The sequence below is a fragment of the Caballeronia insecticola genome, from assembly GCF_000402035.1.
In the GTDB taxonomy this organism is placed as follows: domain Bacteria; phylum Pseudomonadota; class Gammaproteobacteria; order Burkholderiales; family Burkholderiaceae; genus Caballeronia; species Caballeronia insecticola.
In genome coordinates this window covers 82,471-94,720 of record NC_021288.1, presented here as the reverse complement: position 1 = coordinate 94,720, position 12,250 = coordinate 82,471, and the positions used below count along the sequence as shown (strand labels likewise).

The following is a 12,250-nucleotide window of genomic DNA, read 5'->3' as shown; positions in this document are numbered from 1 at the left end:
TCTGAGGTGCTTGTCGATCGAGCCTGACGAAGTTCAGGCGTGTCCTTCGGGCTGCGTCGCCGCCGTGGCGATTTGCGACAGTTCGCCGCGCAGCTTGTCCGAAAGCTCCTTGTTCTTCAGGATCTTCTCGAACTCACGACGGAACGTGGCGTTATCCAGGAGATTCGACTTGAGGTCGCGCAACAGATTGCGCACAGCCAAAAGCGCCTGCAGTTCGGGAATCTGACGTGCAACCTGCTCGGGCTCGAAGTCCTTGATAGAGCGGAACGACAGGTTTACCGGCAGTTCGGAGCCGTCGTTCGAAAGCGTGTTCTCAGTCGCAAACTTCAGGTCCGGCGCATAGTCGGCCAGAACGGCGTCGAAATTTTTCTTGTTGATATTGACTTTCTTGCGCTCGGAAAGCAGTGACTGCTCGCGCCCCGCGCTGAAATCGCCCGCGACGAGCAGCTTGAGCGGCAATTCAATTTTCTTTTGCGCGCCGCCGGTATGCAGATCGAGTGTAATCGAGACACGGCTCTTAGTAGTCTTACGCTGAAAGCTGTCCATCAATATTCCTTAGTAAAATGAAGTTACATCTCTGCATAGAAATGTGTCATCTTGCTTTCGCGAAATCCGTTAGCGTGGTCGCGCACTCAAGCGTTTATGAGTTTGTTCGCTGCCGCACAGCTTCGAATGTCCGCATGGCACGTATTAGAACAGGTTCATTCGTGCACAAAAGCATCGTTCGCATTTCTGATTTATCTCATAAATAAGCCATTTTGTGCGTCCCCTCGTTTGTCGGCCTCAAATAGCTGTACGAATTAATCGATCAAAGATAGAATTTTGTCCCCGATATCAACTAAAAGCATCGCGAGATACACATGCGGATCGACATGTCGCTTTGCCAGGAAGGGCTGGCACTCACGCAGAAGAATTCCCTGCAACATGCGTTCACGCTCGCCGGGCGCGTATTCCAGGTCCATTTACCGGCGTCCGTTCCTCGCGTGCCGCTCGAACTTCATGCGGTACTGCGCTCATGAAAACATGAACATCGCCCTTTGGACACGCAGCGCTGATGGATCAGAAGCCGGGCATCGTGCCGTCCCGGCCGGGCGGCATCCGCGATTTGCTGCGTGATACCGCACTTCTCGTCGCGCATCTGTCGGCGAGTGGCACCTCCGCGGCTTCGATGCGTTGCGCAAGCGCTGCGCGGACATGATCGACCAGTTCGGCGCGGCGCTCGAACGTCGCGGCTGGCCGACGTGCGCGAAGACGCGCTAACGGCGCAATGCGCGCTGGACCGCACAGCCGTTGCAGCTGGAAAAGTTCAATCAGCACGATAGCGGCGACCGGGCGTTCGACCGCCTCGACGTGCGCATGCGTGAAGGCTCGCCCCAGATCGATCTGCTCGAATGCTATTCGGCCATCCTCGGCCTCGGATTCGTCGGCCGATATGCGATCTAGGACAGAGACAGACGCGTAACGCTTAATCGCGAACTCGGTGCGCGGCTCGAACGCTTTCGCGCTGCCGATTCGCCGTCGTTCATCACGGAGGCGCCGTGCTGTCGTGTCGGCGACTGGCTCTGACGGGCATTGCCCTGGGCGATCGCGGGCATGGCCTGCACGGTCGCGTTGGCTACATGGATCATCTGGCACTTCGCGCTCGATGTGCAGCTTGCATCGCTGCTTCCGGGCGCCGTCAAACCGTGAACGCCATGCAAAGACTGGGCTATCCGGCTCGCACGATCATCGTGTTTGCGGCTGCGCTCGCGCTCGCCGTGCCATGGCTCGTGCACACTTTCGGCCACGCGTGGCTCTGGCTGCGTACCGCGGCCATTCTGCTGTTTGCGCTCGTGCTCGCCGCATGGCGCACGCGTCGAACTGCGCTACGAACAGATCACCTGGTCGTACAAGGACGGCAACATCATCCACAAGGACACGTGGAACGAGCGCGCCTAAGCGTCTCGCGATGACGTGAGTCATCGATGCCGGCCCGCTTCCCGCGGGCCGGCGCAGCCCGCGAATCCCCGGCGCCGCCTGCCCTCTTTCTTTGCTCGTAACCCATCTATATGACCATGCGCGACTCCACCCAACTGCTTCGCCGTCTGAACCCGCACTGCGCGAGAACGCTGGAAGCGGCCGCGAGTTTGTGCCAGACGCGCTTATCCGATGAAATCACCGTCGAGCATTGGTTACTAAAGCTGATCGAGGCAGATGACGGCGACATCCCGGCGATCCTGCGGCACTATGAAATCGATATCGACGCGATCTGGAACGCGCTGCTCGCCGCCATCGATCGCCAGCCGCGCAATCTGCGCGGCATGCCGTCGCTCTCCATTCAGCTCGCGAGCGCGCTTCAGGATGCGTGGAACCTGGCTTCGCGCGAGGACATCGACGGCACGATTCGCTCGGCGCATGTGCTGCGCGCCATCATCGATGCACCGCACGTGATGCGCACGCAGGACACATGGCCGCTCTTTTCGCTCACGAGTGCGCAGATCGAGCGGCTGCTGCCGCGCCTCGGCCGCTCGACCTGTGAAAACGCGCCTGCGCAGGAAGACGAGGAAGAGGACGAAGCTCAGACCGAGCCGCAAAAAGCGACCCCGACATCAACCCCGACGCCGCCCCGCTCGACCGACGCCGAAGCGCTCGCCCGCTTCGCGATCGATCTGACCGAAAAGGCGCGTCGCGGCGACATCGATCCGGTGTTCGGACGCGACCACGAGATTCAGCAGATGATCGACGTGCTCGTGCGGCGTCGAAAGAACAATCCGATTCTCGTCGGCGAGCCGGGCGTCGGCAAGACGGCGCTGGTCGAAGGCCTGGCGCTGCGCATCGCCGATGGCAGCGTGCCTTCGCTTCTGCGCGACGTGCGGCTGCTCACGCTCGATCTCGGTTTGCTGCAAGCCGGCGCCGGCGTGAAGGGCGAATTCGAGCAGCGCCTGAAAAACGTGATCGACGAAGTGAAGGCGTCGGCGACACCGATCGTGCTGTTCATCGACGAAGCGCACACGCTGATCGGCGCCGGCAACGCGGCGGGCGGTTCGGATGCGGCGAACCTGCTGAAGCCGGCCCTCGCGCGCGGTGAATTGCGGACCATTGCGGCTACCACGTGGTCCGAATACAAGGAGTATTTCGAGCGCGATGCGGCGCTCGAACGACGCTTCCAGATGGTCAAGGTCGACGAGCCGGACGACCACGCAGCCTGCCTCATGCTGCGCGGACTCGCCACGCGTTACGCACAGCATCACGGCGTGCATATCCGTGACGAAGCGCTCGTCGCCGCCGTCAAGTTGTCGCGCCGTTACATTCCCGCACGTCAGTTGCCGGACAAGGCCGTCGATCTGATCGACACGGCCGCCGCGCGCGTGCGCATGAGTCTCGATTCGCCGCCGACCGAACTGCAACGCGCCCGCGCGGCGCTTGCGGCATTGCAACTCGAACAAGCGACGATCGACGCCGACGAACGCGCAGGCATCGACGAAGCCACTGCGCGCCGCGTCGCGCTCGACGCAGACATTGCGCAAGCCGCCGCCGACGTGAGCGCCATTGAGGCACGCTACGAACACGAGTTGTCTCTGGTGCGCGAGTTGCTGAAAGCGCGCGACGACGCACACGCCAACCCGCCATCGGGCGAACTCGCGCAAGCCAGGCACGCGCTTGCCGAAGCGCAGGGCAAAACCCCGCTGATCTTCGCGGACGTCGACGCGCAGGCCATCGCGCGCGTGGTCGCCGAATGGACGGGCGTGCCGGTCGGCAGTCTCGTCGAAGACGAGTTGTTGAGCCTGCTCACGCTCGAAGATCAATTGCGCGCCCGCGTGATCGCACAGGACGACGCGCTCGGCATGCTCGCGCAGAGCCTGCGCACCGCGAAGGCGGGCCTCAAGAGCGAGCACGCGCCGCTCGGCGTGTTCCTGCTGACAGGCACGTCAGGCGTCGGCAAGACGGAAACCGCGCTCGCGCTCGCCGATGCGCTCTTTGGCGGCGAGGCCGCGCTCACGACGATCAACATGTCGGAGTATCAGGAAGCGCATTCCGTCTCGCAATTGAAGGGCTCGCCGCCCGGCTACGTCGGTTACGGGCGCGGCGGCGTGCTCACCGAGGCGCTGCGTCAGCGGCCCTATAGCGTCGTCTTGCTGGACGAAGTGGAGAAGGCGCATCGCGACGTGCTCGACCTGTTCTATCAGGTGTTCGATCGCGGCTCGATGCGCGACGGCGAAGGCCGCGAGATCGACTTTCGCAATTGCGTGATTCTGATGACGTCGAACCTCGGCACCGATCAGATCCACGACGCAACCATCGACACGCCCGACATCGCGCATGCGGCGCTGCTCGACGCAATCCGCGAACCGCTGCTCGCGCATTTCCAGCCCGCGCTGCTCGCCCGTTTCCAGACGCTCGTTTATCGGCCGCTGGATGTCGTGGCGCTGGCGTCGATCGTGCGTCTCAAGCTCGCCAAGATCGCTGGCCGCCTGATGCGTCAGCACGGCGTGACGCTCGTCTGCGACGATTCGCTGGTCTCCTCGCTCGCGCAACTTTGCCTCTCGCGCGATGCGGGCGCACGCAACATCGACACGTTCCTCGATCAGCAAATCCTGCCGACAATCTCGCGTGAACTTCTCACGCGCATGGCGAGCGGCGCGACGCCCGCCGAAATCCGCATTGGAAGCTCGGAGGAAGGGAGTCTGACCATCGACTTCGTGGATCGCGGCGAACACGCATAAGCAACACGCACGCCGGACGGTTTCAGACCGGTCCGGCGTGTGCGCGAATGGCACATCGAGGTCAGCGCCTCACTTGTGCCAGTTCCCCGCCCCGCCCGCAAACGCAGGCACGCCCATCTCCTCGCGACTCTGCGCCTCGCGCGCTTCATCGGCTTCGACGGTCTTGCTCGTATCGATGAACAGCGCCGCGAACGCCCCCACCGCGAGCAGTCCCGCCGAGATCGTGAACGGCACGTTGTAGCTGCCCGTGCGTTCGATCAGATAGCCGAACGCGACCGGCGACACCATCCCCGCGACGCCGAAGCCGGTGTTCATCATCCCGCCCGCCGTGCCTGCGTATTTGCCCGCGATATCGAGCGGCAGAGTCCACAGCACCGGATTCGTGATTTCGAGGAAGAAGAACGACGCGGTGAGGAACCAAACCGCCGCGATCGGGCTCGGGGCATTGATCATCGGGACGAGGCACGCGAGCGAGCCGCCCATCCCCACGACCAGAATGCTGCAACGCGCGAGACGCAGCCGGCCCGTCAGCCTGTAGATGCGGTCGGAGATCACGCCGCCCAACGTATCGCCAATCACGCCCGCCAGCAGCGGCAAGGCGGTGAACAACGCGAGATGCTTCAGATCGAAGCCGCGCGATTCCTTCAGATACGAAGGCAGCCACGTCAGATACACCCACAACAGCCAGCCATAACAGAAGTCCACGAAGGTCACGAGCCACATGCGATGAATCAGCTTGCGCCACGGCGTCGCGTGCGTTCTGGCGCGCGCGCACTCTCCCTTGCGATAGCCGATTTCCGCGGTCTCCTCGGGCGTCACGCGCCGGTTTTCGTCGGGTGAATTGGTGAACACGAACAGATAGAGCACCGTCCATGCGAGGCTCGCTATACCGAGCAGGATGAACGCCTCGCGCCAGCCGCTCGCGGCGACCACGGCCAGCACGAGCGGCGGCGTCACCGCGCCGCCCAGCCGCGCGAAGCTGTGCGTGATGCCTTGCGCGAAGCCGCGTTCGTGCACCGGCATCCAGTAGGTGAAGGCGCGCGTTGCGGTGGGAAACGCGCCGCCTTCGCCGATACCGAGCGCGATACGCATCAGCACGAGCACGGCGATGCTGCCCGCGAAGCCCGTCGCGAGCGTGGCCGCGCCCCAGATCAGCGAAAGCACGGTCAGGACGAGCTTCGGTCCGAAACGATCCGCGAGCCATCCGCCGATGATCTGCATGACCGCGTACGGATAAGCGAACGCGGAAAATACGAGTCCGAGCTGCATGGACGTAAGACCCATCTCCTGCCGAATCAACGGACCTGCGACGGCGATATTGACGCGATCGATGTACGAAATGAAATACATCAGACACATCACGCCGAGAATGATATGGCGCGTCTTCACGCGCTGACGATGCTTGTTCTTCACGTTGTCTCCTTCATGTCCATCTGATGTGGAATGGTCGGTTCGTGTCGGTGGTGCGGCGCACTTATCCGGCGGGCGGCGGAATCTGAACCAGCTTCAGGCGCTGCACCTTGCCCGACGGTCCGCGCGGCAATGCGTCGGTGAAGCGGAATTCGCGCGGGGTCTTGTAGCGGCCGAGTTCACGCAGGCAATGCGCGCGCAACTCGGCAACATCGAGCGATGCCGCGCCGCCCGTCGGCACGATGAACGCGACGATGTCCTGCCCGTAAGCCGCATCGGGCACGCCGACCGCGGCCGCTTCGAGCACGCCCGGATGGCGCAGCAGCGCCTCGTCGATTTCACGCGGCGCGATGTTCTCGCCGCCCTTGATGATGAGTTCCTTCGCGCGCCCGTTGATGTAGAAGAAGCCCGCTTCGTCGCGATAGCCGAGGTCGCCGGTGCGCAGCCATCCGTCGGCGGTGAAGGCGTCGCAAGTTTCCTTGGGACGCTTGTAGTAACCGCTCATCAGTTGATCGCCGCGCAACACCAGTTCGCCGGTTTCGTGGGCCGCGCATTCGCGACCCTGAAGATCGACGATCTTCGCTTCGCCGCCCGATGGCACGCCGATGCTGCCGACCTTTCGCATCGTCTGATCATACGGATTACTAAATATCGGTGCGGCGGTCTCCGTCATTCCCATCGTTTCGATGACGCCAATGCCGAAGCGCTCCTCGAACGCACGATGATGATCGGCCGGCAGCGCCGCCGATGCGCTTCGGCAGAACTTCAGCTTGGACAGATCATGACCCGGCGCTTCATCGCCGCCGAGCAGATACGCGACGATCGTCGGCACGACATTGATCCATGTGCAACCATGACGCGCCGCCTCGCTCCAGAACGTGCGCGCGGAAAAGCGCGGCGTCATCACCGCCGAGCCGCCGTGATACAGCGGCGTCAGCAGCGCCACGACAAGACCGTTGATGTGATAAAGCGGCAGCGACACGAGCACGCGATCGTCCGCGCCGAGACGATGCTCCGCGCTGATATTGCGCATGTTCGCGAGCAGGCTCCGGTGGCTCAGCAACACGCCTTTAGGCGCGCCGGTGGTGCCCGAGGTGTACATCAGCAGCGCCGTGTCGCCGGGGTCGATGTCGCCCGTCGCGTTTGCAACGATGCGCGTGCCGGGACACGCGTCCTCACCCGCAAGCGGCATCGCGCGTGCGGAAAGCGCCGGGATATCGGGCAACACGCTTGTATCCGGCGATGTGCGCACCACGACGATCTCGCGCGTCATACCTTCCGCGCGCAGCGCCGCAATCGCCTCGACGATCGTGTCGTGCGTATCGTCGGCGACGAAGATCGCGCGCGTATCCGAGTGCTCGACGATATAGCGCACCTGCGACGGCTGACACAGCAGGTTCAGCGGATTGGCGACGAGTCCGCCGTACATCGCTGCGAGCAGAAGACGCGCGGTCTGGATGCCGTTGCCCATGAAGACCGAGACGACATCGCCGGGGCGCAGGCCTGCCGCATCGAAGCGCGCCGCGAGCGCGCGGCAGTCGTCACGCAGCGCACCGAAGGTAAGCGTGTCGGCGTGCGCGGTGGAAAGCAGGAACGGTTTGCCGGGCGCGTATTCGGCGCGTGCGTCGATGACGGCGCGCAGCGTCGACGTTTCCAGCGGTATCCCGGAAAACGAGACGATTCGTTCAGGAAGCGCGCTCATCGTCCGAATCTCCCGAAATAGTCGCTGAGAAACGCATCGATATCCGGTACGCGTTCCGCTATTGCGTACGCGACGCGCGTAACGTTCAGGTATTGCCGGTAGCCGAGATTCGCCGAAAAATTGTTGCCGCCCCAGGTGCCGCAGCCCATCGAGAGCGAGAACGGCAGGCCGTTGTCGAAGTTGCCGCCGGTCGCGAGGCAATGCGCCTGATCGACAATCACGCGCGCAACCGGCAACTGCATGCCGAGCGTCACGGCGAGCGCGTCGTCGGCGCCGTGCACGCCGACCGAATGGCCCGCGCCCATGTAGCCGTAGATGCCGCGCACGATATCGATCGCAGCGTCGATGTCGCGCGCCCGATAAACCGTCAGCACGGGCGCGAGCTTTTCGCCCGAGAACGGAAAGCCGGCGCCGTAGCCGCTCTCCTCCACCATCAGGAACTTCGGCTCGCGTGCGGCGATATCGTCGAGGCCCGCTTCACGCGCGATCGTCGCGGCGGACTTGGCCGTGCAGCGCGCCGAGAGCTTGCCGTCGTGCCACATCGCCGTCTGCAATTGCGCTTTTTGCGCTGCGTCGAGCAATACGCCGCCTTGCGCCGCGAGCGCATCGAGCACGCGCGCGTAGATCGCGTCCTCGATCACGACGCTGTTCTCCGATGAACAACTCGTCGCGTTATCGAATGTCTTGGACACGGCGATCTTGCGCGCCGCATCATCGGGACGGGCGCGCGCCGTGACGATCGACGCAACGTTGCCCGCGCCCACGCCGAAGGCCGGCGTGCCGCTCGTATAGGCCATGCGCACGTTGGCCTGCGAGCCGGTGGCGACGACCAGATCGGACAGACGCATCAACGCGGCGGTGGCCGCCTTGCCGATGGGCTGCGGCAGCATCTGCACGAGATCGGGATCGAGGCCGGCGCGGGCGAACTCCGCGTGAATGAAGCCGATCAGCAACGCGCACGACGAATAGCCCTTCGGCGAAGGCGCGACGATCACCGCATTGCCGCACTTGAGCGCATTGATGATCTTGTTGGCGGGAGTCGCGGCCGGATTCGTCGAGGGCGTGATCGCCGCCACGACCCCCACCGCCCGCGCAATCTCGACAATGCCGCTCGCTTCATCGCGCGCGATCACGCCGGTCGTTGCGACGCCGTGCAGATCGCGCAGGAGGCCGAGTGTCTTGCGATAGTTCTTGCGGAATTTGTCGTCGGCGTTGCCGAGTCCCGTGTCGCGCACGGCCAGGTCCGCGAGCTGCCGGTTGCGTTCCGGTTCCATGATCGCCCACGCGGCGGCGGCGACGGCCGTATCGAGCGTGTGCTGTCCGGCGTTCTCGAAACGCCGCTGCGCGCCGCGCGCACGCGCCACCAGCGCGCCGACGACGCGCTCCACATCGGTTTCATTCGGATCCGGCGCCTGCGCGCGAGGACGCGCGAGGGTTGCGCCGCTTGCGAGATCATTCATGCGATAAGCCTCGGCTTGAGAAGGATTGAACGTGCTATCCAATCTAGCCAGCCACGCACGGCACGAAGTCCCGTTTTCTGAACGAATAAATGCAGCTAAATTTCCAGAATCGGAAATTCAGGATTTCGGGACTTTCCAGAGTCCCGAAATCCAGTGTTTTCGACGCACAATGAAAACCAAACGCAAGAGACACGGAGGGAGACAGCGTGACGTCGAATCAGTCGAATGCCGCAGCCGTGCGCGCCTTTCGCGTGCTGGAAACGCTCGCGGAGGCGAATCGCCCTTTATCGATGACCGAACTCGTCGATGCGCTCGGCCTGCCGAAGCAGACCGTGCATCGCATCCTCGTGCAATTGATGGACGCCTGGCTCGTGACACGCGGCGCAAGCGACAAGCTCTACGAATGCTCGGCGCGCGTGCGCACGCTCGCCATCAACGTGCTGATGCATGCCGGCCCCGCTGCGGCGCGTCATGCGCTGCTCGAACAGCTCGTGACGCGCGTCGGCGAAACCTGCAATCTGACGATGCTCGCCGGCAACGACGTCGTCTACGTGGATCGCGTGGAAACCGGCTGGCCGCTGCGCATGCACTTGCAGCCGGGCTCGCATGTGCCGCTGCATTGCTCGGCGAGCGGCAAACTGCTGCTCAGTTTTCTGCCGAAGGAACGGCGCGAACGCATGATCGAGCGCATGCCGCTGCGCTCCTACTCCGAGCGCACGATCACCGACCGCGACGTGCTGCGCCGCGAACTCGCCATGACGCGCCGCCGCATGCTCGCCATCAATGACCAAGAGCATTTGCAAGGCATGGTCGCGATTGCGGTGCCGGTGATGCTCGACCGCAATCGCGCGTGCGCGGCCATCGCCATTCAGGCGCCGGTGGGACGCATCGGGCTCGATCAACTGCTCGCGTTCGAACCCGATCTGCGCCGCGCCGCCGAGGAAACGGCCAGAACGTTCAGGGAATGAATCTACGGAAATGAACGCCGGTTTGCGATGCAACAAACCGGCACGCGTTCCGTTTTTTATCGTTCGACGGTTTGCAGATGCTGCGTCGTGTGTTCGTCCGCATCGCTCTCGATCTCCTGGCGGCCGCGCTTGAACACGATATACGCGACGATCAGAATCCCGAGACTCGCCACACCCAGCCAAAGCGGCTTGCGCTGATCGGGAATGAAGGCCATCGCGATGAGAATCGCCATCATCCCGATGATCGCCAGCCACGTCAGATAGGGAAATCCCCACATGCGCACGCGCAGGTCGTTCGCCTCGAAGCTCGTCATGCGGCTGCGCAGGCGCAGTTGCGAGAACGCGATCAGCAGATACACGAAGATCGCCACCGTGCCGTACGAATTGACGAGAAACGCAAAGACCGTGTCCGGCGAAATGTACGACATCACCACGGACACATAGCCGAACACCGTGCCGAGCAGAATGGCGCGCACCGGCACGCCGCGCTTGTTCACCTTCGCGAGACCGAGCGGCGCGTCGCCGTGACGCGTCAATGCAAACAGCATGCGCGAGGCGGCATACAGCCCCGAATTGAGCGCGGAGAGCACGGCGGTCAGCACGATCCCGTTCATCACGTTGGCCGCGGCGGGCATGCCCATCACTTCGAGCGCGCTCACGTAGGGCGTCGCCATCTGATGCGAATTCCACGGCACCAGCGCGACCACCAGCGCAACCGAGCCGACGTAGAACACCAGCACGCGCGTGATGACCGAATTGGTCGCCTTCGCGACGGCGCGCGCCGGTTCCTTCGCCTCAGCGGCCGCAATGGTCACGATCTCCGCGCCGAAGTAGAAGCCTGTCGCGGCCACGGCGCCCGTCATCACCGGTCCGATACCTTTGGGCATGAAGCCGCCGTGTCCGAGGAAGGTCGTGGCGACATCGGTCGTGTGCATCGATGCGGGCCACAAGCCGCACACATAGAGACCGCCGAGAAACAGAAACACGACGATCGCGCCGACCTTGATCGACGAAAACCAGAACTCGAACTCGCCATAGCTCGCAACCGAGATCAGGTTCGTCAGGGTGAGCACGACGAGCAGCACGAGGCTGATGATCCACGCGGGCACATCGGGTATCCAGAACTGCACGAGCTTGGCGCCCGCGACCGCTTCGAGCGCAATCACGATGACCCAGAAATACCAGTACATCCAGCCCGTCAGAAAGCCGGCGAGACGTCCGGGCCCGCGTTGAGTCTTGAACGCCAGCCGTGCGTATTCATAGAACGATCCGACGGTGGGCATCGCGCAAGCCATCTCGCCGAGCATGCGCATGACGAGCACCACGAGACCGCCGGTAATGAGGAACGAGAGAATCGCGGCGGGCCCTGCCTGCTGGATCACCACACCGCTGCCGACGAAAAGCCCGGCGCCTATGACGCCGCCCAGCGCGATCATCGTCATGTGGCGCTGCTTGAGGCCGCATTTGAGATCGCCTTTGTCCGTGTTCGAATGCATGTCGTCTCCTGAATCTGCTTTAGTCGATTGCGCCCGCGAGTGCATGGCCCGCGAGTCGCGCATGTCATTGCGTTATGTCCTGCCGGTCTCCTTCATGCGTCAAAGCGCGGGGCGATCCTTGCGATACGCGTTCTTCACCGCGATCTTGCCGTCCCTGAACGTAAAGACATCCACCATGCGTGCCTCGATGCGCGCGCCATCCGTCTTCGTTCCGCGAAACGTCGATTCCGATACGCCGCGCTCGCCGCTCACGAAATGCTCGCCGTCCTTCCACGATGCATCGGGGAACGTTTCCCACGCGAGCGCGAAACCACGGCGCACGTCATCGCGACCGCGGAACGTGCGGCCCAGCGCATCGGGTCCGGCCACGCCGTGAAAGACGCATTCGTCCGCCATGCAGTCCATCAATGCGTCGAGGTCGTGACGGTTCCATGCATCGTTGAACGTCTGCAAGAGGCCGAGGTAATCCTGATTCGTTTGAGTGCTCATGTGTCGATGTTGTCAGTGTGTT

10 protein-coding genes and 1 pseudogene are annotated in these 12,250 nt (G+C 63.3%); 3 read left to right on the top strand and 8 right to left on the bottom strand.

Going from position 1 to position 12,250, the window contains the following annotated elements; all coding sequences use genetic code 11:
* Positions 1-33 precede the first annotated feature (33 nt).
* The 3 genes from tssB to BRPE64_RS34115 form a co-directional block, all read right to left on the bottom strand.
* Positions 34-546 carry a type VI secretion system contractile sheath small subunit gene (gene tssB / locus BRPE64_RS21130; protein WP_016346885.1) on the bottom strand — a complete coding sequence of 171 codons (513 nt, stop codon included), beginning with the start codon at positions 544-546 and terminating at the stop codon, positions 34-36.
* Positions 547-800: 254 nt separating this feature from the next.
* Entirely contained in the window at positions 801-962 is a 162-nt protein-coding gene (locus BRPE64_RS33295; protein ID WP_016346884.1) for a hypothetical protein, read from the bottom strand.
* Positions 963-1,059: 97 nt separating this feature from the next.
* Positions 1,060-1,635, bottom strand: a complete 576-nt coding sequence (locus tag BRPE64_RS34115) for a hypothetical protein (protein ID WP_232519290.1) — start codon at positions 1,633-1,635, stop codon at positions 1,060-1,062.
* A gap of 207 nt (positions 1,636-1,842) precedes the next feature.
* Between BRPE64_RS34115 and BRPE64_RS33485 the strand changes: the two are divergent.
* Positions 1,843-1,938 (top strand): annotated as a pseudogene (locus BRPE64_RS33485) (type VI secretion system tube protein Hcp); the annotation flags it as partial.
* Positions 1,939-2,048: 110 nt separating this feature from the next.
* Positions 2,049-4,703 (top strand): type VI secretion system ATPase TssH, encoded by a 2,655-nt coding sequence (gene tssH / locus BRPE64_RS21115; RefSeq protein WP_016346879.1) that lies wholly within the window; start codon positions 2,049-2,051, stop codon positions 4,701-4,703.
* Positions 4,704-4,772: 69 nt separating this feature from the next.
* Here the strand turns inward: tssH and BRPE64_RS21110 are convergent, their stop codons facing one another.
* The 3 genes from BRPE64_RS21110 to sauS all read right to left on the bottom strand — a co-directional run bounded on the left by BRPE64_RS21110 (position 4,773) and on the right by sauS (position 9,275).
* The gene (locus BRPE64_RS21110; protein ID WP_051180535.1) at positions 4,773-6,062 is read right to left on the bottom strand and encodes an MFS transporter; all 1,290 of its coding nucleotides are present in this window, start codon (positions 6,060-6,062) and stop codon (positions 4,773-4,775) included.
* A gap of 115 nt (positions 6,063-6,177) precedes the next feature.
* The gene (locus BRPE64_RS21105) at positions 6,178-7,815 is read right to left on the bottom strand and encodes an AMP-binding protein (RefSeq protein WP_016346877.1); all 1,638 of its coding nucleotides are present in this window, start codon (positions 7,813-7,815) and stop codon (positions 6,178-6,180) included.
* On the bottom strand, positions 7,812-9,275 hold the full coding sequence (gene sauS, locus BRPE64_RS21100; RefSeq protein WP_044042828.1) for an acylating sulfoacetaldehyde dehydrogenase: 1,464 nt from the start codon (positions 9,273-9,275) through the stop codon (positions 7,812-7,814). The genes BRPE64_RS21105 and sauS overlap by 4 nt, the downstream gene beginning before the upstream one ends.
* Before the next feature lie 206 nt (positions 9,276-9,481).
* Between sauS and BRPE64_RS21095 the strand changes: the two genes are divergently transcribed.
* A complete protein-coding gene (locus BRPE64_RS21095) occupies positions 9,482-10,243 on the top strand; it encodes an IclR family transcriptional regulator (protein WP_016346875.1) in 762 nt (253 codons plus the stop codon).
* A 56-nt stretch (positions 10,244-10,299) separates the two neighbouring features.
* Here the strand turns inward: BRPE64_RS21095 and BRPE64_RS21090 are convergent, their stop codons facing one another.
* Together BRPE64_RS21090 and BRPE64_RS21085 are read right to left on the bottom strand one after the other, a co-directional pair.
* Entirely contained in the window at positions 10,300-11,739 is a 1,440-nt protein-coding gene (locus tag BRPE64_RS21090) for an amino acid permease (RefSeq protein ID WP_016346874.1), read from the bottom strand.
* A gap of 99 nt (positions 11,740-11,838) precedes the next feature.
* Positions 11,839-12,228 carry a nuclear transport factor 2 family protein gene (locus tag BRPE64_RS21085; protein WP_016346873.1) on the bottom strand — a complete coding sequence of 130 codons (390 nt, stop codon included), beginning with the start codon at positions 12,226-12,228 and terminating at the stop codon, positions 11,839-11,841.
* Positions 12,229-12,250: the final 22 nt, after the last annotated feature.

Bases quoted from the DNA above. Each gene is read 5' to 3' on its own strand.
- sauS (WP_044042828.1), bottom strand. From the start codon at position 9,275: ATGAATGATCTCGCAAGCGGCGCAACCCTCGCGCGTCCTCGCGCGCAG.
- tssH (WP_016346879.1), top strand. From the start codon at position 2,049: ATGACCATGCGCGACTCCACCCAACTGCTTCGCCGTCTGAACCCGCAC.
- BRPE64_RS21105 (WP_016346877.1), bottom strand. From the start codon at position 7,815: ATGAGCGCGCTTCCTGAACGAATCGTCTCGTTTTCCGGGATACCGCTG.
- BRPE64_RS21110 (WP_051180535.1), bottom strand. From the start codon at position 6,062: ATGTGTCTGATGTATTTCATTTCGTACATCGATCGCGTCAATATCGCC.
- BRPE64_RS21090 (WP_016346874.1), bottom strand. From the start codon at position 11,739: ATGCATTCGAACACGGACAAAGGCGATCTCAAATGCGGCCTCAAGCAG.
- BRPE64_RS33295 (WP_016346884.1), bottom strand. From the start codon at position 962: ATGGACCTGGAATACGCGCCCGGCGAGCGTGAACGCATGTTGCAGGGA.
- BRPE64_RS21085 (WP_016346873.1), bottom strand. From the start codon at position 12,228: ATGAGCACTCAAACGAATCAGGATTACCTCGGCCTCTTGCAGACGTTC.
- tssB (WP_016346885.1), bottom strand. From the start codon at position 546: ATGGACAGCTTTCAGCGTAAGACTACTAAGAGCCGTGTCTCGATTACA.